This is a genomic window from uncultured Bacteroides sp., assembly GCF_905207245.1.
In the GTDB taxonomy this organism is placed as follows: Bacteria; Bacteroidota; Bacteroidia; order Bacteroidales; family Bacteroidaceae; genus Bacteroides.
Genome location: NZ_CAJLKP010000069.1, coordinates 1 through 24,430, shown reverse-complemented (window position 1 = coordinate 24,430; position 24,430 = coordinate 1). Strand labels below are relative to the sequence as shown.

The window sequence follows — 24,430 nt, the reverse complement described above, 5'->3', positions numbered from 1 at the left end:
CACCAATTAAAATGAAACCTTTCTTACTTCTTCTTCTACTTCTCTGTAGCTCTTTTCTGCCACTTCAAGCAGTTCGCCAACAGCATCAATAATTGTAATATATTTATCTACTTGCTTTGCCCAATCGGTGTCAACTTCTTCAGTGAATTTCTTTCCAGCTGGAGTTTTCCAGTTGTTTTTTAAGTTCTCAACTTCTTGAAGCAACGTAGTCTTGAAACTTGCCAAATCTTTTGATGTGTTTTGAATTTGTGTTCTCATCTTTGAAATTTCTGAAACATCAAATTTCAAGGATGTAGGATCTCCCCATGCCATTCAATCACCTCACAGACTCATATCAGGGTTAATTTTCAATGCAGCATTCTTTGATTCTTCTGCCTTTGCACTGTCTCCCTGTTCCTTATAAATGAAATACCTAAATGCATGAGCATCTGCTCTATCCGGATACAAATTCTCCACATAGTCAGCCAACTCAAGAGCTTTATCAAATTCGCCCAAACGAGTATGGCTAAGCAAACGGTAGATGTAGCCCTCATAAAAAGACGGATTATTAATCGTTGCTTTTCTCAAGAGCGAGGTAAGTTTACGATATTCTGCCTTTGCTTCGGCATCCTTTCCCATTTTATCAAGAGAATGGGCATGGAAATAACGTGCTGTGCTTTCATAATACTCACCAGGATTCATGCCGATCAGTAAATTTGCTGTTTCCATGGTTTTTTCGTAATTTTCGCTTTTTCCGTAGATATCCATAATCAGGTACACAATATCCGCATCTCCACCAAGGGCTGTATTTGCCTTTTGAAGAATTGATAATGTGGTTTCGGTATCCTGTTTTCTCAAGAAGAGAATAGATTCTTGGATAACCGCTTCCTTCATTACCTTATCGAACTGACCGCCATTCTTCATCTTTTCAATAAGATCTGCTGCTTCCTGGTCTTTACTCATTTCCACCAAAACCTTAAGTTTTGTCAAAGCAAGATTTGCATCTTCAGGAAAACGATGACAGCCCAACTCACTCACATTTAATGCTTCCTCATACTTACCGATTCCAGAATAAATCTGTGCTCTCAAATCATATGCTTCAAAAGCGTCCGGAAGGACTTTTTGCATCTCATCAAGAGTATCCAGCGCCTCGTCATATTTATTATCAGCCAAATAGATTCTTGCTTTGAAAAGACGAAGCTCACCATCAAACGGTTCAGCCGCGATTGCACGAGAAATATTCCGTAATGCCTGCGCTACATCATTAGCATCGAAGAAAATACCTGCAAGGATCTGATAAAGTTCTGCTTTCTTGAATCCGGCTTCTTCTGCCTTGTTATAATATTCAACCGCCTTCAATCTCTCATCTTTAAGCAAATGAATATTAGCAATAGAATATAATGCTTCTCCTGAATTGCTCTCAACAACGAGAGCATTTTTAAATGCAGCCAGCGCATCATCAAACTGGCCCAAATTAGCACATGCATTACCCAAATGTATGTACGCATCATAGGATTTGACATCAATTTGTATTGCTGCTTCAAATTCTCTTTTCGCGGACTCGTATTTTTGTTCAGTCATGAGTGCAATGCCTTGGCTAATATGGTCGTTAAATCTTTCTCTGTCCATAGTTGCCTCCTAATGATTCACCTTAACGCTATTACCCTGCAGGGTGTCCCTTAGGCTTGGCGTAAAGTAATCACAAATCATAAATTTTCCGAGTTTTACTGTGTTAACCGGTTTCTTATTTTTGTAATCATCGAAATACTCACTAAGAATATCTCCCGTAAAATCAAGCATTCCTGTAACCTCGTCAAATCGTAGCGAGCTTATATCAGAAAAATCAATAGTGATGACCCTTCTTTCGCTTGATGCACTTTGATGCTTGATTCTAAACGAATATCGGATTTTATTGTCCACAATCAGCAGGCTTTCATCAACTCTTGCTGAATTATTACTACTTGCAATATTATTTGCTAAGGCTTTAAGACAAACAGAAAAGATCAAACAAGGAGCAACAATAAACGAAGTTGAGATAATAATCCAGCTAATATCCTTTTGTGCTACACCATTAACACATACCATGCTCAGATCAGGCATCAAGCAATTCAAAATCGCATAGCATCCGCCACCAATAATACCCACAAACAACAAAATCCTTGAAATTGCCATAATAACACGAACACTTTTTTTATTTCGTGCAATAGCTTTTTGCAAAGATGCCTTCTTCTTTGTATTAACAGAAAGTTCCATATAGCACCTCCTAATTTGCAAACAGCTCGATAATGTCAGAGATTGTTTTTCCTGTTTTTGTTCCGTAATCATCGAAAGGTGCAAAGAAATCCATATTTCCAAACAAGCCCGTCGTTGCCTCAATCGCTTCTGCAGTATCTTTCGAAGTTGGTGCAGTATCACGATATTGGAAATAGTCATGAAGAGTGCCGACACTTTCGTTGATGTCTGTGACATTTTTAAATACTTTTACTCCTCGGAACACCTTTACAAGCTTTTCATTAACTGACCAACTACCGGTATCCCAACGCAAAGTGAATTTCTTCTTTACAGTATAACTCTTTGCGAAGATGCTCTTGTCAAGATTAAATGCGTCACCAGCATCCAGTTTGCCGGAGGATATTTTGTATCCCATATCATGCATAATATTCCGCTTAATATTATCGTATGTAAAGCTGTAGCCCTTATACCACTTGTCGCCATTATAGCGAGTGTTGATATTGGCATTACCATTCTTCAAACGGTAGTCTTTTACGTTACCTAGACTTGCGATGCTGCAGACGAATGAAGTGACGTCGGCTACAACCTTTACTGTATCAACCGTTTTGCCTGCCTTCTCGAATTTTTCGTTAGCTTCTTTGTCGCCCATATCATTTTTGTTAAAGTATTCGCTCAATTTGGTCTGGCTTCCATAATAACGTGCTGCACTTGGATCACCATCATTTTCATCAAACAAGTTTCCACTTTTTGAAATTGCCTTCGAATTTTGAACAACGCTTGTGACTGAGTTGACCGTTGTTATAACAGCACCTATAGTTGCAGCTGCTGCACCAATACAGCCGATTACAATGGGAATCGTTGCACCGCCAGTAAATGGTATTGCACAAATTGCAGCTATTGCACCACCAATTGCAGCTACGGTTCCAACAACTGATGTAATAATATTCCAGACATACTTACCGTCACCGTATTTAAACCAGTCAGCAATAGGTTCAAAGGCATTTTCGATTTTGTTTCCAACCCACTTAGCCGCATCAGAAAAATCTCTAGTCCAGTCCCATTTGTTGGCAAGATCGACACAGAATGTATTGTAGATCCAATCTCCAGCCTTTTGATACCATTTGCGTTTTTCAACATACATACCTGCAATTGTTTCAATTTGGTTCGATACATATTTATCCTCAGATTTCGCAGTCGAAATCAAAGTGTTAATAGTGCCTTCATATGCAGAAAAACGATTCGCCTTGTTGTTTAAAGAAGTAATTTTGTTCCAGGCGAGGCTCGATGCTGTTGATGCATAGCCCGCTGAATCGCTACCAGAAAGTCCGGATATAGGGGTAGTTATTCGCTTTTTGATTTCCTCTACATATCCGGTTATCTCACCTCGAACTTTCTGGGATTTTTTTACGGAATCTTCAAGATTTCCATAATGAATATAAATCTCGCTCATAAACTCACTCCCAGAAATAGATTGTTCCACCTTGATCTCTTATTTGAATCTCAAGTGACCTGATTTCAGAATCCAACGTGTTAATTCTGCCTTGGCATCTACTAACTTCGCTGGACAAGTAACCCCTACATGATGATATTTTTGAATCCGAGCCGGTTCCTTTTTCTTTAACATCCTCCATAGCGTTACAAATAGAAGTAACCCTGCTTGTTCCCTTTAACCCTTGTTGCAATTCTGAGATGCAATTGGATATCTGCTTGTTCACATCTCTTATATCATCGTCCAGCTTATCATCGATTTTTTTAATTATATCTCTGATTGCATTTCGACGTTTTGCATAAGTATTAAGGGCGGTTTTTTTTGTTTTTCGTTGAGCTTTAAGTTGCTCCACAGTCATCCCAAACGCACCTCCTTAATATCTACTATCTTTGCCATCAAGGGCCTTTGCAAGATCCGTATCAGCCTGGATGTATTCCTGTTCCATGCTCTTAAGGCCTTCGGCAATTTCACGTAAATCTTCTTTTAGGTCACCAAACTGCTGACTCAACAGCCTGTACTTCTTTTCAAAAGTGTTACGACCCTTTCCTGCCCAAGTGAACATAAGGTTATTTTTCAGATTATCCAGGTCGTTTTTTAGCTCACCCATTTTGTCAGCCAAGCTATCCGCCTTACTAATGACAGAGGCAAAATTTGATGTGTCTAGACTAAATTCTTCGCCAGACACCCTTGTGTCAGTAGTACTCATTTGCGTACCTCCTCTGCTAATTTTATTCTTGTAACATCAGATCCATCCAGCAAGAATACATCTCCTACGTTAACCGTCTTATTGTTACGAACAGCTGAAGACGGCAGATCGCAGAACTTAAATTCTTGCAGATTGCTTGTTATAATTGCCTTCTTGGAATCCTTGAATCTCTTAAGCAACTCCGGCCCACTGTAGCTAACCGCAGTATCTTCAATATCTGAGAAGATAAATGCAACGCCAAGAGCCTTGAATTGTTTGACCATTCTGGTGTAAATTTCAAGAATTTCTTTAGTAGAGGACATATATTCAACGGCATCCTTATTGTTAATAAGGATGATGATCTGAGCACATTTGGTGAGTTGATCAAGTTCTCCATCCATCAGTAATTGATGACGTTTTTCCAGTTCAGGCATTATACTATCAAAAATACTTCCGATCTCACTGTAATCAATGGTGTACTTTTCAACATAACCCAAATTAGCCTTCGCCTTGAGTTGCCTTTCAACGCCATCAATAATGTACAATTCAACAGGTTTGCTCAGTACATTATGGTGAATTGCATCCATTATGCTGTTAGTGACTGCAAGCTTCTTTCCAGAATCCTTGCCGATGATGCAGAATTCGTTCCATGCCTTGAGATCTAAAGCAACGACATCAACATTTGCATAATCAAGCGCTATTGGATACTGATATCCAGCTGCCTTGAAGTTATAGTTATTGTCAATATAGTCAAGTGTAAGAACTTCAGGAATGTTAGGAATCTTCCTAGCCAATTCATTCGGATATAGTGCATTAATCTCATCAACAAATTTCTTTGCAGCATTAGAGCGATCCAACTCTTTCTCTCCCTCAAATGCGATGAACGATTGCATTTCGTAAAGTTCTTTACTGAGTTTGCATAGCATACGTCCTGGAACATCTTTCGGCTGCATTCTGCAACGATCGAAGATATTCATATATTCGCCGGCGTCATTACATCTGAAAGAAAGACGGCAGGCAAAGTTGGACATATATCTGTAGCCAAGACCATTTGTTGATGCGTTAGTTACAATAATAGAAATACCGCAGGAAATGCCTTCACGAGTAAGATATACAAATTGGTCTTCATATGCATCTGCATAAACCTCTTTGAATGCACTAAAATTATCAATAATAAGGAAGATATGCGGCAAATCAGTATATCCTGCTTCGCGATAAGCAGCATAAGAGCTTAAGCCACAGTCCAAAAATCTTGCTTTTCTATACTGAACCTCTTCGGTTAATAATTTGAAAAGGTTTTTAAACTTTTCACCTTCTGAAATTGTCACGACGCCACCAACATGATGAAGTGACTCAAAGTTTTTTAGATACATAGCACCAAAGTCAGCTATGTAAAAAACAGCATCCTTTGGTGAATATCTACTTGTAACAAGTCTGATTATGCTCTGGATCAGATTGGTCTTACCGGTTTGAGATGCACCAATAATCATTGTGTTATCATCGCAAAGGTTAAAGTGTGCTACCCCCTGATACTGAGAATCCGGATCATCATAAATCCCCAACGGAATGGAATCCAAGGCATAATTCCCAAGATTATTAGGAACAGTAAGATAATCTTCAAGAGGCGGTAGACAGATGCTAGATAATCTCTCAATACCCTTGCTACTACAATAGGATGCTACATAATCAACAATTGCATCCAACTGAGTGGTGTTTAAGCCTTCTGCTTTCTTTCTTTTTTGAGTATATACTGGTGTCCTTTTGCCACAAGAAGACAAACTATAAATCGAGAACTCTTTGATAGATGTATCATCCATTTTCTCTGGAGCACCACTGTAAGCTGATTGTAGAAGTTCAAACACTTCATTATTTCCTACCTGCATATAAGCGCGGCCAGGCTCTTTGATTTCTGCAGCCAGCGGAGACTTTAAGACCTCGTTACTATCCTCTTGACCTTGGACTTTCAAGCAAAGCTTAAATCTCGAGTTACTCCAGATCTGTTCATTAACCTGACCAGACGGTTTTTGAGTAGCAAGGATAAGGTGCACACCCAAACTACGTCCAATACGTGCAGCAGAGATTAGCTCTTTCATAAATTCAGGCTGCTCTGCCTTTAATTCAGCGAACTCATCAACAATAAGGATAAGGTGAGGCAACGGAGTGTTAACTTCTCTTGCTTTAAACTTTCTTATGTACTTGTCAATGTGATTAACCTCTGCTTCTGCAAAAAGTCTTTGTCTCTTTTGAAGTTCAGCTTTAATAGATTTCAGCGAACGATCAATTTCTTTGCCATCAATGTTCGTTATTGCACCGAGAAGATGCGGCAAATCCTTAAACTGATTTACCATTCCACCGCCCTTAAAGTCGATGATTACAAAACCAACTTCATATGGGTGGAAGAGGGTGGCCATAGATAAAATGTATGTCTGTAGGATCTCGGACTTACCAGAACCAGTAGTACCGGCAACAAGACCGTGAGGACCATGTGCCTTATCATGTAAATCCAGAGAAATCAAGCCATTGGTAGTGACACCAATAGGTGCCGCCATAGATCTAAACACTTGGGATTTGTTCCACCGTTCTTCAAGGTTCAAATCATCCACGGCAAGAATATTCAACATTTCAAACATTGAAATACTCTTGGTTAATGTACCCTCGAGAGAGATTTCTTCACTGTAGACTGGAGCCAACAGGTTTACAATCCGCTTGGCATCTGCATCCTGAAGGATAGGGTATGTGAATTCAACAGTTTTACTGCTATCAGTTGTAGAAATCAAAACAGCTCTTTCAGCTTTAGCCTCAATGATGTATCCGCAACCCAACGGAATATCTGCTTCTTTTTCGCCGAAGAAAACAAAGGTAACGCCCAAATCCTTTGCTTTCTCAACAAACTTTGAAATCGGATGGTTTTTGAATCCGTATTCATCATAGAAAAATACAACAATATTGTTTTCATGCTTCTTTCGCTGCTCTCTAAATGTCAATTCCTTATATAAATACTCAAAGACAATGTTTTTGCTCTCATTATCTGTAATCACTGTCCTTAATTTCGCGTCTTCATCATATGTATGCGGTAACATACGAAGCCAAGAAACTCTATCTGCATCTTTCTCTTCCGCTACAAACACCATTTTCACATCTGAGAAGTACTGCCTTGCGGCAATATCAATTACAAGATTTTTAAGAATATTAAATCTGTAGTCTTCATTACCAACAACACCTACTGCATTAACTGACTTAAAATCACATACAACTGGAGCAGCATGCACGTACTTAAATTCATCGCTAATTTGTTCGGGAATAAGTTGTAGTTCATCTTCAACCTCAAGGCGTTCCTGCTTCTTATACTTAATTTTGCGATTAGCCTCTATCGAGCCATCACCAAGTTTCACACGTAGGAAATCTGCGTCAGCAGTTGTTCTATCAAATAAGCTTGGCGAAAACTCTCCTAATCGGCTAGTTTCTTCAGTCTGAGAAATATATATTCTATCGAGTATCTCTTTTTCCTCAGCTCTTAGCTGTTCAATTTCCATTCTCTTTTTTGCAACATACGCATTGTATTTTTCTATACGTTCCTCAGTACCTTTTTTGTAATCCTTTTTACTTTGTTGCAAAGTGATAACAGAAGTTACAATTGCCATTACACCGGAAACCGCCGACATAATGATCATTGCACCGCCAAAGAATGCTGTAATACCTGACACAAGAAGCATACCGATAGAGGGTAGCAATCTAGTTAATAAATTGTTCTTTGGTTTCTGTGGCTTTGCGGGCGGGTCTAAAACCTCAATGTCATCCTTATTTACAATTGTCTGAACTCTTGTATTACGATTGAATTTAGGATATGAATTCTGCTCAGGTCTATCAATGAAGTTAAGTGTATTCACAACTAAATCTTTACGTATTTGAGTCCAGATCTTATTGTTCTTAAAGTAGAAGAAATAATCGGAAACGGAAAGAAAATCTCTATCTTTAATTATATCTTTGTTCTTCGCCTTCTTACCGTTGATATAAACACCATAAGTTGTATTTTGAATATCGACAACAAAGCCATTGGACTTTCTAGTAAGAACAAGTGCATCATCTTTGGCATATTCGCCACTTATTGTAATATTGCAATTTGGCGATGTACCTATAGTCAGTGATGTTGCCCCGGAAACGTCGATAATTCTCTCGTATTTTTTACCGTCATCAAAATCGATCAGAAATTCCATTGCAAATACCAGATTATCTGAGTCCTGATATTTGACTTCAAGTACATCTCCGTGATTCAGTTGTTTTGTTGCAAGTTTGCGCACGTCGCCCATGGTAATATACAAATTATCTGAGCAGATGACAGTCCAAGTATCCTTATTTTTTATAAAAGTAAGTTCAATCTGACTAAAAAATAGTTCTTTTCGCAGACGAATATCACAATCTACGCCAGTACCCACCTTCACTTGCTGCAAATCGGAAGCGAGCTCTATTTCCTTATAAACAGTGTTGCTTGAAAGAGTAACTTTATATCTTTTCATCTCTGTCGCCTCCTATTCTGTGTAGTTGATAACACTGCCGTTGCGCATTCCAAAATCAGCCAATAACTTGTTACCTTTGAGCAAGGAAATCGGATTTTCCATTTTCAGATAACAGTTTTTCATATTAGAAGTATCAATGCCGAGATCATATGCGGTATTTAGAGCGTTTACTAAATCATTAGCAGATATATCCAGCGGAACCTCAAGATCCACAGTGAAATTTCTCTTAATAATATTAAAGATTATAATCGCTGTTTCTTTATTCATTGTGCTCCTCCTTATATGGTCAAAAACGCTGCCTTTTGAATACTGTTTTCTTTTGAGAAATCATCCGGACTCATTTTGTCATAATGTCTGAAATGCTCAATATACTCGTCGATAGAAAACTTTACCGATACATTTGGGGAAATCAGCGAGTTGTCCTTTTCTTTGTCGAAGTCGTTACACACAAAAGAGTATTTTTCTGTATTTGCTCCGTTTATATTCGCAACGAGAATATTTGTTGCAATTACGGAGGATAAATTTTGCTTTGTAACAATAAGAACCTTGTCTGCAATGTTCAGCAGAGTAGCTTTATCTTCGTCAAATGTAATATCAGCGTCCACTACAATAAAATCATACTCTCCACTTTTCTTTGCAGAGATAATTATTCTCTCAAAAACAGAGTAGGGTAGCCCCAAGGACATCAATGCAGCTTTAAAAGGCGGAAGATAGCTAAATAGTTCCTTACGAATTACATGTTTAATATTTTCGTAGATGCTGTCAGTGCTTGCAGAAAGCTTCGTATACACATCCGCAGCGGTAATTGCTGATGGATTCTCAAGCATATGCTGAAAGACCTGCAATCGAGCTGCATTTATATATAGAACGCGTTTATAATTTTTCGTAAGTGATGCACTTATGCCCATTGCCACAGTTGTTTTCCCTGTGCCTCCGCAGGCAGAATAAACCAATACAATTCTAGGTTCCTGGCTCTCCGTTTGAACCTTCAGTGCGCCAGCACTTTTTCCGGTGATTTCGCTAAAAATTTCTTTGATACTGGTATACTTGAATATCCGATTTACATTCAATTCAGCGGTCTGGCCTTCCTCATACTGTTCCGTCATCAAGAAGATATTGCTGACATTATGGCGCTGTAGGGAAGAATCATATAGCTCCTCTGATACAATAAGAATATCGGCTTTCTGAGGAACTGCGAACAGTTTTTCGAAATAGCTCCTATCAGAAATTACTTCCAAATCAATTGCATCAAAGAACTCCTCTGCAAATTTGAGCTGTAACGGAATGATGTAGTTTATATCTGTGTCAGCAATAATTACGCGTGCTTTCGACATCCCGCCATCTCCTTCAATCAATTACAGTCTGAAAATCCGAATTCGCCATCCGCACAATATCTCCAGATTTCAATTCATGCGGCTGATTGGGTTGTAACCGCATATTATTAATATAGGTTCCATTTGAGCTTTGTAAATCAGTAATCCAATACTGGCCTCGACTACCGGTGACTTTACAGTGAACTCTGCTGATCATCTTGTTAAACGTGATTACCGCATCATTGGAGTCTTTTTTTCCGATCGTGAAGGCGTTTTTATCCACTGTAATTACAAACCTGACAGGCGCATTCATCGCCACCAGCTTTAATCTTGTTGGTGCAGTGGAAGGTTCTCTGTTTTCTACACTATTATTGTCATGTTGATTGGCAATCATTTTGCCACTTAATTTTGAATAAAGTTCTTCCACTCCCAAAGAGCCATTTTGTAAATCTGCTAAGACCTGCATCATTCTGGGAGTAGATAATGCATTTAAACCAGAAATCAGCTTGATAAGCGATGTCCTAACCTCATTTTCAAACGCTGCGTCATCTTCAAAGAGATGCTCTTTTAGCGGAAGATAGATCAGGTTGACTTTGTATGTACTCGGATCGATATAAATTCTCTCAAAATCAGCGTTAATATTTCTACAAGTTAAGAATCCATTGCTCTGAACACTGATAATTGCAGCAAACAGATTGCAAAGAATCGTCAAAAAGCGCTCTGCATCAATGGATAATAACACCGTAGAAAGGGGTTTCAGTTCTCCGGAAAAATAGTATAGTTCTGTTTTGCCGTTGTACAACATCCGCATACACTTAACAAAGCAGCCGCCTTTCTGACTCTGGAGTACCTTATATTCAGTAGGGAGGAAGGACGAATTATCATTCAGAATGCACGCATAATTTGTACCGCATTCCATCTCTGTTAATCTACCTTTTTCGGCCAAGACATTCATACACTTCAATCCTTCCACGAGAAATCCTTTGCCACAAGTTGAACCACGAAAATTTTCGTAGTCCAAGTTCTAGCAAAGGGGTTCCGCCTGCCCGTGCTTAACGCACGGGCAGTGCGGTTTCCTTTTGCTAATGATTATTACTTCTCTTCAGCGTTCTTTTTGCGCTTTGCAACGATAAGAAGCCAAATTCCAGCGGTTACTACCACAGCACCGCCGATAGAACCCCAGAACAGGGGAGCGTTTGCATACCAGCGAACGAAGAAATTCGTAGAAACGGTAATTACATCGTTGAACACGAACCGTTCACCAGGATTAAAATCATCAGATGCAGTATCTGTAACATTACCGGCAAGGTCGGTAACCTTTAGCTGAACCGTCTGTGCTTCATTGCTTTCACTCAGCGTAAATGTACCGGCATAGCTATTCAGATCGTCGCCAAAATCAGTGATCGTATCGGCAGTCTGACCGTTCACGATTACCTCGATCTGCTGCAACCCGCCGACATCAACAATCGTGTACTTGACATCCTGCTCCTGGGCATTAACGATTTTCTTATCCAAGCCAACAATGTTCCGAATCTCAGGTGCTGTAGTATCCACCGTAAAAGTCATTACATCGAGAATCTTTTCACCGTTTGCAGCGACGGAGTTATCCGGCACACTTGTTGAAGTATTTCCAGTCGCATCCTCAGATGTGATTGTAATGTTGTAAACGCCGTCTTCTGTGAAGTTTTCCTTGCTGATGGTGTACACATACTGATACCAACCGGAGGACCCAATTGCAGTGTTGTCGGAAGCCTCAGGGCTGGCAGTAAACTTCGTGTCGATTGTTTCACCGTCACGCGTAATTACAATCTTCAGAGACCCCTTAACGATTCTATCTGCATTGTATTCTGTAATCACAAGGTCATCTGTGATTGCAGCATCGCCATTCTTGGCAATGTACTGACCGCCATCCTTAATCAGGGAGGTCAGATAATCACTATACTCGTAGACAGAACCGTAACGGTTAATGGTAAACTTGATATGGGATTCCGTGGAATGGCCAGCTTTGTCTGTCATTGTGACAGTCAGTACATAGATGCCATCGTTATCTACTTTCTTCGCAATATCAAAAGAACCGGAACCGCCCTTTTCGTTGAGTCCAACTTTCACAAAATCTGCTGTGACGTCCTTAGTTTCGTTAAAACGGGTACGCACAAGCTTTACAGTCTGCGTATCAAAGTTCTGATCTTCAAAGTTGAAGCTGATATTTGCTTCATCCTTATAGGCTCCACCATCATCGCCAGACTTAGCTACACCGTTAATCGAGTAAGTAGGTTCTTCAATCTTCGTATCAATCGTCATCTGGCTTGACTGATACTCTGTCATTGTATTGCCCGACTTATCTCGATAATTGATTGTGACAATGTAGTCCGCATCGTCTGCGAGGGTAAAGGAGCCGATATGTGTATCAACACTGCTGTCCGACCAAGAGGTGGCCAATGTCTGTGCAGGACCGCCGTCACGGGAAACCATAACAGAAACATCCTCTGCGTAGAAGTTAGCCTCATTGATGGTAATCGTTCCATTGATGTTTCCATCATAGTAGGAAATACCATTTTGCGTATTGACTGGCTCATTATAGGAAACAGTAGCTGTAGGGGCAATATTATCGACAACGATGCGCTTGTTTTCCGATTGTTCCACCTTATTATCAGAACGGTCTGTCGCATCAAACTTCACGGTTCCATTAAACTGGTTGTCGCTGCCGAGTGCCATCTTAGGAATCTCAAATGTCATGGTAGCCGTTCTGCCACCGTCTGAATACTTGATACCTGCTTCGCCTATTACTTGATCCAAAAGCTGCGCATTGACAGAACTTACCCCCGCAGCAGTCAGGTAGCTGTAATTAAACTGATGGACGCCAGCCGTATCATCTTCAGCAGTAACGGTGACCGTCATCTTTGCGTTGTAAAAGCCAAAGCTCACGCTAGAGAGTACTGTCTCAAGCACGCTCGAGCTGTAAGAAACGCCTGTGATTCGAGGTGCTACCGTGTCTACGGTAAAGTGATCTGCGGCATAATCTTCAGCGGCATTCTTCGCAAGATCGCTGTAGTCCACATCAAAGGTATAATTGGCATCACCCGAATATGCGATAGTAATGCTGTGAACATCGCCATTCGTTCTCCAGGAAGACATGGAGATCAAGTCACTGATATTGCGCATATTACCGGCAACATCCTTGCCAACGATGTTGAACTTGACATCATTGGAATCAAAGTTATGCTCATTGATCGTGACTACTGCCGTCTGCGTTTTGCTAAAATAGTCTCTTTCAGCTCCTTCGCCATCTTTCAACGTTGCAATCTTGGCTGTATTCTGATAAGTAACATTTACCTGCGGCTTAATCGTGTCGATCGTAATCATGTCGGACTGATACGTCGTCATTTCATTGTTGGAACGATCCTTATACTCGACGGAAACAATATAATGACCGTCACCGGAAATCGTATAACTTCCAATATGCGTATCTGCGTCTACATCAGTCCAGGCCGGAGTAACAGCATAAGCTGTCGCCCCATTTTTCGAAACTTTGACAACCACATCTTCTGCGAAGAAGTTCGCCTCTGTTACCTTAAAAGTGATCTCGGCCTTCCCGCTCTTATCGTTTCCGTAGTAAAGCGTGGTTCCAACCTGATTACTTGCCTCGCTGTATTCCACGGCCATGGCGGGAGAAATTGTGTCTACAACAATCACTTTACCGGAGTCAGTTGTTTTTGCACTGACATTGCCGTACTTATCGGTTGCTGTTGCCGCAATACTGCCGCGAAGCTGCTCAGCTTCATTAAGCGGGAGAGTGACTACCGCAGTATATTTGGATTTATCACTGCTATCCTGCTGGGCAAAAAGCTTAGTCTCATTGTATCTGGCAACATTTGTGCTGCTGGCATCTGCCTGCTTCTCATAAGACCAAGTAAAATAGTCTACACCCGCAAATGCGTCATAGGATGTAAACGTTACGGTTACATCCGGATTGTAAAACCCGAATGTAATTCCACCGAGTACAGTGTCCAAAAGCGATTTGCTATAACTGATTTCCGGCGCTGACGGAGCACCGTGGTCTACAATGAATTCGTTCGTCGTATATGTCGCCGTTCGCTTTGACAAGTCCGAGTAATCAATCGTAATCGTATAGAGACCGCTTACATAATTCGTGGTCTTGAATGTATGCGTATCTCCATCATGCTCCCACTTATCGGCCTGATGCAATTCAACATTCAGATCATTGGCAGATACCTTGTTTCCGTTTACATCCTTACTTGTTACAGTCGCAGCAATATCAGCCGCGTCAAAATTGTGTTCCGTGACTGTAATTGTCGTTTCCTGCTTTGCCTCGTCATACGCAAAACCAATTACAGGATTAATCGTATCAATTACCAGCACATCAGACTGATACTTTGCCATCTCATTATTGGATCTGTCTTTGTATTCAGCAGACACCACATAGTCGCCATCGCCGCTGAGCATATACGTTCCAATATAAGTATCTTTTTCCTCAGTGCTCTTTTTCCAGCTCAAGGGAACGGCTGCTTTGGATTCGCCGTTTTTAGCAACAAATGCCTTGAAATCTTCTTCGTAGAAGTTCGCTTCTGTGACAGTAAAGTTCAGCTCAATACTTCCGTCGAAATACTTCTTCCCATCATGGATATTCAGCGGGTCATCATAAGACACACTGCAATTGGGCGTAATCGTGTCAATGACAATCACATGTCCATCATCTGTCTTTGTGTCGCTGGTATTTCCGGCCTTGTCCGTCACGGTGAAGGAAATATTACCGCGATACTGCTTCACTTCAGAAGCGGTCAATATAAGCTCCGCCTGTCCATTTTCATCAAAGGTTAGGTGCCCGCTTTCCTCAGCAAGATTTACGTCACTGGCATTGGCCTCTTTTGTATACTTCCAATCCAGATAGGCGAGCCCAGAAGTCTCATCTTCTGCGGTAAAGGTAACGGTAACATCGGGATTATAATAGCCAAAGGTAATCGTCGATAGAATCTTATCAACAATGGACCCCGAATAGGAAATGGTCATGTCGTCAGTATTTGGGGCAACGGTGTCAATTTTAATCTTCAGCTCAATTCCAGCGCATATTTTTCTGGTCGTCTTATCCTTCAGATAAACGTAATGTAAATCTTCGCCCTGTTCTGTGACGGTCTGCTTGTCAGCAAAACCGATCGGATCATCAACTGCAATGCTGTATTTCTCGCCGTCTTTCGGCGTTACCGTAGCGGGGTGCTTGCTGTTATACCACCCCGTTTTGGGGTCGGAAGATGTAATGTTACAAACAGCATCAAAGTCTGGTGCTGCCTCATATGTAATTACAAGTTTATAAGAAGTCGTGGTCGCAGGGTATACCTCGCAAGTGAAATCCTGCGAAGCCCAAGTCTTGCCATTTCTGATCCATTCTTTCGCCGTCATAGCCCCGGCAGCCTTTTGTGCGGTAACAATGACGGAAACACTTCCTGTCTTGCGCATAGCCCTGCCGAGTTTGTTCCAGTTGGTAACTGTGATTTTTCCGCTATTCGGATCTATAGACAAGCCGATATTCGTCTGACCAATAGAATATGTAACTGCTCCGTTATCGTCTGCGTTTACTTTTGTAACCTGCTGTTCCGAAGGAACGCCGCTTTCATCAAGCACGTAATTCACGGTCTGCATAGCAAAAGAAACCAAGCCGCTCTGCGGCGCAGTGATTACAACGGTGCTGTAGACTTCAGCATCTTTGTAGTTCTTGTTGCCCGCACGGAATGCTTTAACCGTTACAATACCTGCATGTTTTACAGTTAATGTTCCGTTGCTTGCGCCAATCTCTGCAATATCAGTCCCGGAAGCATCGATTAAAGTATATTCAATCTCTTCGCCGCTCAAATTAGTTCCGTTAGCACTGAAGTCGTAGCGGTTCTTGTTTGAATCGTTAGAAAGTTCAACTGTGGTAGGAACGGCTGTTGAAAAAGCAATACTCTGCTCTGCCCGCTCAACGTGAACATTCAGCGGATACTCAGGATATTCTTCGTCATTGTAACTATCCTTAACCGCCTTGATGTAAACGGTATAATCTCCAGCGTTTTTTACCGTTGGAACCGTTCCAGCAGCTTTATCGTATTTTTTCCAAGATTCTGTCTCGGACAAACGGTACTGCAAGGTATAGTTTCCCTGACCTTCAACAGTAACAGCTTCTTGTTCCTCTCCATTGTATGTCAGTTTGTTGGCCGTAATCTTGAGACCATCGAGATTAATATTGCCGAGCACAATCTTCGAAGTTACGGTTTTGTCGAACACCTCATAGTTGTTGCCCCGATCTACGGTGACTCTGACCGTATATTCTCCGACAGCGTCTTTCTGCGGAACATCCATAGAACCAGTGTCTGTGCCGTTGACAAACCAGTGCACCTCATCGGTCGGCAAGAAATTGCCAGTCAGAGTTACAATGTTCTGGGGCTTCTCGTTGTAAGAAGCATTTACCTCTGTAATATCAATACCGGCAATTGGGGCCTTTGCAATCGTAACATTTTCGGAAAACACAAAATCAGAGTATCCCTCTCTGGCAACGATTACTTCAACTGCATATGTACCTGCATCTGTTTTTTGAGGAGTAACGACAACATCGTTATCGATTTTGTAGGTAACAGTATCCGTACCTTTCGTACCTGCTACAGTTACCAGACTCTGGGCAGTTCCTTCCTGATAGACCAATCCACTGTTTGCAGTAACGGTCACACCCGGAATCTTTGTGCTGCGAAGTTGGATAGCGAAGTCCTGCGCATCCGAGGTAATTGCAGCATTTTCAATACGGCCGCTGCCGTCAGCATAAGTATAATCAGCCAAAACAGCCGTTGCAGACAGTGTGAGATCATCTGCGATGAACTTGTCTGCTGCCAGCACCTCTGCGCAGCCGTTTTCATCGGTTGTTGCTGTTCCGGATGCATAATCAGCTCCGTTTACCGTGGAGTTGATATGGTATTCAACTGTTGCTCCCGCAATTCCTTTTCCATCCTGATCGGTAACAGAAACCGTAACCCCGTTCGGATGTTCTGGTGTGGCAGCATAAGCAGTCAGTGCTGATGTGGGTATGAGACCCAACACCAACACAAACGACAATAACGCTGCCATAAATCTGCGAGATATGCTCTTTTTTGCATTACTCATGATTTTCGTCTCTCCTCAATCGTTTGTATTTTGTGATTTTATATATTCTCCCATTAAATAAGCCGTGCGTATTCAATGAGAAGCTTACAATGGCCAATGCCACATATGTGATATAACGGTTTATAAAACCGGCACAATAAATAATCGCAAACGCAACCACACTGGCAAATAGAGCTGCATCAACAATGGTAGCAGGAAGATTTGAAAAGAAGGTAACCGCTCCAATGTGGCACTGCATAGAAAGGTCCCCATTCAACCGCTTCCTGATAAAGTTTTTTCTTTCCGTGTTTGCTAACGCAATCAGAAGATAACCGAGTACAATAGAACTCCAAAATATACATCCAATAGCAAACAATGGTGTATTGGAATCGCGGCTTTCAGCAAATTCTGTTGCCACCGGCATCAGTAAATAGCTTGATGCGTGTATTGCAAATAGCCCAACAGCAATCCAAAACAAACACCGAATTCTTTTTCCACAGTATTCATATCGTCCCCAACTCATTCAATCACCTCATCGGTATGAATCAGTACGATTTCTTCAAGAATATGTAAGGTTTTCCTTTGTACAGGATGGTCGGGGGCTGCCTGCTTTTCAGAAAGTTGGGTTGCAGCATCTGTGTCGAACAAAGTTCCTGTGGCATCTTCATCGGAAAGCAACTCCGTACCAGCTGTATTTTGAAGCGCTGCCTTATTATCGGCAAGCAAGCCCGTTTCCGGCATACTTTCATTTCCCGGATGCATTTCTTCGGTATGTTGCTCTGGCTGCGTTTGAGGCATAGTACTGGTCAATTTTACTCTTGCAGCATTCGCTCCACTTGGGCGATAGGATTTGTCACCTGATTTTTCATTGCTGGAACGCACCTTTGCAACAGTTTTCCGTGCATTACGGCCACTTAGGTCACCAATGATGCGTGGAATTTTAAAGAGTATCCAAAGTAAAACAGCTGCTACAAATGCTATACCGGCGATAATGAAAGAGATAATTGACAGCATTGACAGTGTTTCCGCCATTTAATTACCTCCGTTCTGACGTTTTGCAACTTCGTTGTAGTTATTATTTACAGTAGTTACAAATGTCTCATAGTCGCCTTTTATTTTATCCTGCAATTCCGTGACATATGGAAGTGTCGATGTAATCGCTATGGTTTTCTTGTAAATCGCTTCCATCATATTCAACGCCTCTTGTTGGTCGAAGCCTACTCCTGCCATATACTTTGATTGATCGTTAATCAGCAGAAGCGTAACATAGTAAAGTGAGATTTTGTCATAATTTGACTCACTATCATTAGCATTTTCAACAATGGCCATAGCCTGATTAATCTCCTCGAAGAGTTTCGTATAATCATCCAGTGCGTGTTCCGAGGTCGTGCTTTGGCTGGTCATGAATTTGCAGATATAATAGTAACAAGACGCAATATCCTTTTTTCCAAAATCGGCTGTTCCATTAGATGCAACCTCAAAATATCCTTTTGCGTTGGCGGCTCTTGCTTTTAACGCTCCATCATAGTCAGCAAAATACAGCTTTCCGGTGTCGTAGTAGAGCTGCGCAACATCTGGCAATGTTGTATCAAGCTGATCAGCATGCTTTTCAAGTTCGTTACCGATTCGGGCAATGCTGTCGTTCTCTGCGCCATAATTTTTATAGTAGTCAATCAGCTTGTTGTATGCCTCTGTACGTGCCGGATAAATATTGATTGCCTCATAATACCCAGTCGGATCAGAGGAAGCAATTTTTAAATCATAGTCCTGATTATTTACCTGTGTCGCTGCAAAATTTAACGCAAGCCCGGCAATACCAGCTACAACAGCAAGTCCAGCTACGCCAACGAAGGCAAACAACCGTCGCTTCAGTTTCCTTCGCCATCCTTTGGTGACCTTGCTGGGATCTTGCAAGTCGACCAGCAGCTCCGCACAGTTCTGGTAGCGATTTTCTGCCGCCGGCTCTACGCATTTGTTGATAATGGCCTCAATACCTTCAGACAGTTCGGGATTCCACTGACGCACCGGAGCGTAAGGCTCTCCATTCCTTGGATCAACCCCCGTGAGCAAATGGTGCATAGTCATGCCAAGTGCGAAAATATCGGAGCGTGGATCGGTTTGCCCGCTATACTGTTCAGGGGGTGCATATCCTTTGGTGCCCAGAACAGTGGTATCCGCCAGATTCTGTTCCTTATATTCACGGGCGATGCCGAAATCAATGATGCTGATATTACCGTTCGGTTTGAGCATTAGGTTTGCTGGTTTCATATCCCGATAGATGATCGGCGGCTTTTGAGAGTGCAGATACGAAAACACATCACAAATCTGCATGGCCCATTCGATTACCTTATCTTCGGGCTGCGCACCATACTCATTCAGAATTTTATCTAAGGATTCTCCTTCGATGAAATCCATAACAATGTAGATGGTTGTCCCGTTATCAATAATGTCGACAATTCTCGGCAGCGCAGGATGATCCAGCCGCTTTACCATATTGGCCTCTGCCAACAAACTATTTACAACAATCTCGTCATTTTTGCCGTTGCCTTTCTTGCGGACCTCCTTGACTGCCCAGTTTCGGTTAAGATGTGTATCATTCGCAAGGTATACAACGGACATACCGCCCCGACCGATTTCCTTCAGTATTTCATATTTTCCCTCAATTACCGTTCCAACACGAGTCATATCTGCCACCTCTTATTCTGCTTTAATCAGAACCACGGAGATATTATCCTTCTCCTGGCGGCTCTTGACCTGTTCAATCAGGTATTTCACGTTGCTGTGCATTGCTTTTTTATTGATCAGATTAACAGGATTTAACGATTCGTATATTTCCCGCTCGGTAATCTCATGGCGAAAACCATCAGAACAAAGCATATATGCGCCTTTGCTTGCTTTGCCCGTCAGGATCTGAGGATCAACAACTTCGGATGCACCAATGCACTGCAACAGCATATTTCTGCGTTTATCCCGTAGCGCTTGCTCAATAGTCATCGTTCCGCGGCTAACTTCTCGTGCAACAAAGGTCTGGTCTGTTGTGAGCTGCTGAATTTCAGACGTTATCTGATATGCACGGGTATCACCGACATGTGCAATAATATAATGGTCATTTACGAAGAGAATTCCAGTAAAAGTTGTTCCCATTGCTTCGCCACTCCGGCAATGGTTCCTTGTTGCTTCAAGGATGCGTACATTCAGATCTTTTAACATCAACGACCACTTTCCGCCGATGACTTCAAGATTCACATCCGCTAATTCATACGGAAGTTCCTCGTCAAACCACCTTGAAAAAGCCTGCACGACTGTCGCACTGGCCAATTCTCCTTTTGACAGCCCACCCATCCCATCGCAAATAACTGCCAGCAACACTTCGCCACCGTCATAGGATGCATGTTTTACAAGGACGCTGTCTTGATTTGTATTCTTTGAAATACCAATATCGGTATCCGCAGTTGCTGTAAATCGCATTACCATATCTCCTTTGGCCTAGATTGCTGCTTATATATTGAAAATGAACTCTTCATTCCCCAGTGTCAAACGACTGCCGTCCAAAAGTTCGCACTCACATTGAGGTGGAATTGCCTGTCCGTTGATGTAGGTCTTATTCTTAGAGTTCAAATCACGGACAAAATACCGATTGCCTCTGGTAATAATATCAGCATGACCACGACTTACCGCGTTGTTGTTCGTGACAAAATAATCCACATAACTGCGTTCGTTCCCTAACCGAAACACAGGTTTATTTACACAAATGCGTTCGTTCGTCAATATACGGTAAAGCGTTGGATAATGCACTTGCTCTTCAACCAAGAGCCCCGTCGCTTCGTCATCCTCAAGCAGGCCGGTTGCTTCGTCATCATTCAACAATCCAGTTGCTTCATCGCCCTCATCAATAAGAAGACCCGTTGCTTCGTTATCTTCCTGGAGGAGTGCTGTATCTTCTTCGTCCGACTGCGGAAGAAGTCCTGTGGCCTCATCATCATTATTTCGCTGCTCATAGTGATCGTAGTAATCCTTGCGTTTATCCGTCATAAATCCACTGCCACCGGTAGTGTGTCGTTTTATCGTGTTGACAATGCTTCTATCCTCATGCGCAATATATGCCTCAATTTTTGTCGGATCATAATGCGGCAAGCCTTTAAAGAAATAAACAAACCTTGAGACAAATCCAGTGTCTCGCTCGTCGACTGGTTTTGCTGAATATATGATATTTTCAATAAATCCTGAAATATCTGCCGAACCAGATATTTCTTCCAAGGGCAAATAAAGCAGTTGAACTTCTTTTGTCGTTTCGTTTATGTATGCATGGCGAAGATCCCACACAACCTTATTCCAAGGGAAAGCATTTCGCTGAAGTTTTTGTGTTGCATCAATGATTTGCTCTATCAGGAAGAAAAAGTCATACTTGCTGATCGGTTTTTCAAGTCGCTCAAACAGCGATACTGCGATTGGCCCTGTGTACTCAATTGTATTATTCTTAATTAGCTTTGGCTTCAGAAACCCCCTAATGCATTTTTGTGCAAACAGATTTAACTCGTTGCCATTTACCGCTTTTCCAAATGGCAACTTCACTCTGACAAGTAATTGGCAATCCTTTGCCTTTTCTTTATACCTAATCACAGGAGGTACCTCCTCTGCATTTTTTATTCGGTGCCTTCCCGTAGAAAGCCTTTCAGCGCAGTCTTAATTAATTCAATTTGCGGAAATATATATTTTGCCTCTCCAAAAATCATATAGTCCGTAATGGTTGTAATAGCGAAATACACATATGGTGCGACCTCATTAAAATCGCAACGCAACTCTTCAGAAAAGCGCTGTGCATAGCGTTCATAACGTTCCGCCAGACGATCCAACACTGGCTGCATTCTTTCTTCATATTTTGCCAACGCACACACGCTGGCGAAGAACTTCATCGTCGGGCGCATTTTATCTGCTCTGATTTTAAGTTGCTTCATAAGCCGATCTGGATCGCGAATATCATCCAGAGCAGGGAAAATCAGCGAATTTTCAAGTCTTAATGCCGCTTCTTCAGCGCATGCTACCACAGCTTCGTCTTTATCTTTAAACCAATAATAAATGCCACCAGATTGTAGCTTTAATGCAGTGCTCAAATCCCGCACTGTTGTTTCCGATAATCCTTTACTAATAAAAGTGTCAAGGCAGGTATTTAATATTTCTTTCCTACGCTCATTATTTTCCATTTATTCACCCATCTCAAGTGTTAACCGGTTTGACATTTGCAATGTTGCTTCAATCAAGCGTTCGTTTGATTCGCATTCAAAAAAATAAGCCGATCTCAAGTTGATTGCGTAGAACAAATACTTCTTAACGCTTATAATCCACCTATTTTATAGCATTATAACACGATTCCTACGGTATGTCAATCAGATGACAGCTTCCGACACTAATTTAGCAGTAATATTTATCAATTTTGCACCTGAATTCAAGCAAGCAATAGGATGATTTATAATTGATTGGTGTCAGATTGTGGTCAATCAGAGGCACAGGAAGGAGCTGCTATTATGCCCAGAAGAGGCGAACATATACACAAAAGAAAAGATGGGCGATGGGAGGCACGGTACAAATGCGGCATAGATGCAAATGGAAAAACATGCTATAAATCCGTCTACGCTAAAACCTATACCGAGGTTAAAGAAAAATTATGGAATTGTTTGAAGAACAATCCAAAAAGCGAACCTTCAGAGAGTAGCATAACGTTTGGAGTTGCTGCTGACTTATGGCTGGAAGCGAATAAGTTTCGGCACAAAGGCGCTACTATTATGAGATATGAAAACCTGATTAACAGGCACATAAAGCCAGAACTTCAGGACATGAGACTGTCTAAGCTTAACTCAACTGTAATTAGCGATTTCATGAACCGCAAAGTTCAAGCAGGACGTTTAGATGGAAACGGAGGACTTTCTTCCTCTTACGTTCGGAGTATTATGTTGGTTCTAAATGCCGTGATAAACTTTTCGGAAGAAGAAAACCTATGTCCTCCAATTCAAATGAAGGTGTATACACCGTCGGTTCAAAAAAAGGTGCTGAAAATTCTGAGCATATCAGATCAAAAGAAACTCGAATCTATTCTCTTAACGAACATGGATGAAACTGCATTGGGAATCTACTTGTCATTACAAATGGGATTGCGGCTTGGAGAAGTGTGTGCACTCAAGTGGGATGATATAGATTTCGCAAATGCGATTCTTCATGTTCGGGCAACTATTGCGAGAGTTTCCTCTCGTGCAGGCAATAACAATATTATAAAAACCGAATTGATTCGAGATGTTCCAAAAACCAAAACATCGCTTAGAGATATTCCGATACCTTCAAATATATTTGAAATACTTCTCAGTGTTAAACGGCACAGTGTATCAGAATACACAATATCTACCACAGATACGTTTGTCAGGCCAAGAACACTTGAATATCGATTTCAGCGTATTCTTGAAGATAATAGCATTCCCAAAATCAACTATCATGCACTAAGGCACACATTTGCCACTCGATGCGTAGAAGCTGAAGTTGATATTAAAACATTGAGTGAGATACTGGGACATTCAAATGTTGCCATAACACTGAATACATATCAAAGCCGTGCTTTAGATAGAAATTCGGCTCATTCACCGACTGCATCACGGGATATTTGATGTTGGTATCTGCAATGCTGATCCAGCCCACCAAATCGCCGTTCTGCTGATACAGCTCGGCGAGCTCCGGCAGAATGGTCTTATCCTCGGAATACGGAATAGTTTCCGCAGGTTTGGTTTCTGCGTCCGGCTGCGTAGCAGCCTCGACGACGGAAGCCAGCTCGTTATAAAGCTCGGCTTGCTTATTCGCCTGCCTGTAATGGCGGACAAGGAAAAAGGTGCTTGCGCCGAGGATGGCCGCAAACACCCCAATCAGAATAAAACAGATTGTCTTTTTCATTGAGATTCCTTTCTTTCAGCCAAAGGCGAGGGTTATGCACCCTCGCCCGGTTTAGTAGTCATCAGCTTATAGAGCTTTGTATGCTTAGGGAATTTGTTGGCAAACGGCACGAGGCTGGAGCCGACCTTGATCAGTCCGTGTCCGGCGTCCACATTGGTGATATAGG

19 protein-coding genes are annotated in these 24,430 nt (G+C 41.7%); 1 reads left to right on the top strand and 18 read right to left on the bottom strand.

The window, feature by feature from the left end; all coding sequences use genetic code 11:
* Positions 1-6 precede the first annotated feature (6 nt).
* The 17 genes from QZ135_RS18300 to QZ135_RS18220 form a co-directional block, all read right to left on the bottom strand.
* Positions 7-312: a WXG100 family type VII secretion target gene (locus tag QZ135_RS18300; protein ID WP_294612581.1), complete on the bottom strand. Its 306-nt coding sequence runs from the start codon at positions 310-312 to the stop codon at positions 7-9.
* A 9-nt stretch (positions 313-321) separates the two neighbouring features.
* Positions 322-1,608 carry a tetratricopeptide repeat protein gene (locus tag QZ135_RS18295; RefSeq protein ID WP_294612578.1) on the bottom strand — a complete coding sequence of 429 codons (1,287 nt, stop codon included), beginning with the start codon at positions 1,606-1,608 and terminating at the stop codon, positions 322-324.
* A 9-nt stretch (positions 1,609-1,617) separates the two neighbouring features.
* Complete coding sequence (locus QZ135_RS18290) at positions 1,618-2,232, bottom strand: hypothetical protein (protein WP_294612575.1); 615 nt, start codon at positions 2,230-2,232, stop codon at positions 1,618-1,620.
* A gap of 10 nt (positions 2,233-2,242) precedes the next feature.
* Positions 2,243-3,691, bottom strand: coding sequence for a hypothetical protein (locus QZ135_RS18285; RefSeq protein ID WP_294612572.1), 1,449 nt, complete (start codon positions 3,689-3,691; stop codon positions 2,243-2,245).
* Positions 3,666-4,058 (bottom strand): hypothetical protein, encoded by a 393-nt coding sequence (locus QZ135_RS18280; RefSeq protein ID WP_294612570.1) that lies wholly within the window; start codon positions 4,056-4,058, stop codon positions 3,666-3,668. The genes QZ135_RS18285 and QZ135_RS18280 overlap by 26 nt, the downstream gene beginning before the upstream one ends.
* Before the next feature lie 15 nt (positions 4,059-4,073).
* Positions 4,074-4,406 (bottom strand): WXG100 family type VII secretion target, encoded by a 333-nt coding sequence (locus QZ135_RS18275; protein ID WP_289698727.1) that lies wholly within the window; start codon positions 4,404-4,406, stop codon positions 4,074-4,076.
* Positions 4,403-8,899: a type VII secretion protein EssC gene (gene essC, locus QZ135_RS18270; RefSeq protein ID WP_294612565.1), complete on the bottom strand. Its 4,497-nt coding sequence runs from the start codon at positions 8,897-8,899 to the stop codon at positions 4,403-4,405. The genes QZ135_RS18275 and essC overlap by 4 nt, the downstream gene beginning before the upstream one ends.
* Positions 8,900-8,911: 12 nt before the next feature.
* Positions 8,912-9,166 carry an EsaB/YukD family protein gene (locus QZ135_RS18265; protein WP_294612562.1) on the bottom strand — a complete coding sequence of 85 codons (255 nt, stop codon included), beginning with the start codon at positions 9,164-9,166 and terminating at the stop codon, positions 8,912-8,914.
* Between the two features lie 11 nt (positions 9,167-9,177).
* Positions 9,178-10,254, bottom strand: a complete 1,077-nt coding sequence (locus QZ135_RS18260) for an AAA family ATPase (RefSeq protein WP_294612559.1) — start codon at positions 10,252-10,254, stop codon at positions 9,178-9,180.
* Positions 10,247-11,185, bottom strand: coding sequence for an FHA domain-containing protein (locus tag QZ135_RS18255; protein WP_294612556.1), 939 nt, complete (start codon positions 11,183-11,185; stop codon positions 10,247-10,249). The genes QZ135_RS18260 and QZ135_RS18255 overlap by 8 nt, the downstream gene beginning before the upstream one ends.
* 119 nt (positions 11,186-11,304) lie before the next feature.
* The gene (locus tag QZ135_RS18250; protein WP_294612553.1) at positions 11,305-17,319 is read right to left on the bottom strand and encodes an Ig-like domain-containing protein; all 6,015 of its coding nucleotides are present in this window, start codon (positions 17,317-17,319) and stop codon (positions 11,305-11,307) included.
* A 28-nt stretch (positions 17,320-17,347) separates the two neighbouring features.
* The gene (locus QZ135_RS18245; RefSeq protein WP_294612550.1) at positions 17,348-17,812 is read right to left on the bottom strand and encodes a hypothetical protein; all 465 of its coding nucleotides are present in this window, start codon (positions 17,810-17,812) and stop codon (positions 17,348-17,350) included.
* 41 nt (positions 17,813-17,853) lie between these two features.
* Entirely contained in the window at positions 17,854-18,366 is a 513-nt protein-coding gene (locus QZ135_RS18240) for a hypothetical protein (protein WP_294612548.1), read from the bottom strand.
* Positions 18,367-20,019, bottom strand: coding sequence for a serine/threonine-protein kinase (locus QZ135_RS18235; RefSeq protein ID WP_294612607.1), 1,653 nt, complete (start codon positions 20,017-20,019; stop codon positions 18,367-18,369).
* A gap of 12 nt (positions 20,020-20,031) precedes the next feature.
* On the bottom strand, positions 20,032-20,802 hold the full coding sequence (locus QZ135_RS18230; RefSeq protein ID WP_294612545.1) for a protein phosphatase 2C domain-containing protein: 771 nt from the start codon (positions 20,800-20,802) through the stop codon (positions 20,032-20,034).
* A 30-nt stretch (positions 20,803-20,832) separates the two neighbouring features.
* On the bottom strand, positions 20,833-21,906 hold the full coding sequence (locus QZ135_RS18225; protein ID WP_294612542.1) for an FHA domain-containing protein: 1,074 nt from the start codon (positions 21,904-21,906) through the stop codon (positions 20,833-20,835).
* Positions 21,907-21,977: 71 nt separating this feature from the next.
* On the bottom strand, positions 21,978-22,535 hold the full coding sequence (locus QZ135_RS18220; protein WP_294612539.1) for a TetR/AcrR family transcriptional regulator: 558 nt from the start codon (positions 22,533-22,535) through the stop codon (positions 21,978-21,980).
* A 321-nt stretch (positions 22,536-22,856) separates the two neighbouring features.
* On the opposite strand from QZ135_RS18220, the gene QZ135_RS18215 reads away from it, so the two are divergent.
* The gene (locus tag QZ135_RS18215; RefSeq protein ID WP_294612536.1) at positions 22,857-23,984 is read left to right on the top strand and encodes a site-specific integrase; all 1,128 of its coding nucleotides are present in this window, start codon (positions 22,857-22,859) and stop codon (positions 23,982-23,984) included.
* Here the strand turns inward: QZ135_RS18215 and QZ135_RS18210 are convergent.
* The gene (locus QZ135_RS18210; RefSeq protein ID WP_294612533.1) at positions 23,866-24,264 is read right to left on the bottom strand and encodes a hypothetical protein; all 399 of its coding nucleotides are present in this window, start codon (positions 24,262-24,264) and stop codon (positions 23,866-23,868) included. The genes QZ135_RS18215 and QZ135_RS18210 overlap by 119 nt on opposite strands.
* Positions 24,265-24,430: the final 166 nt, after the last annotated feature.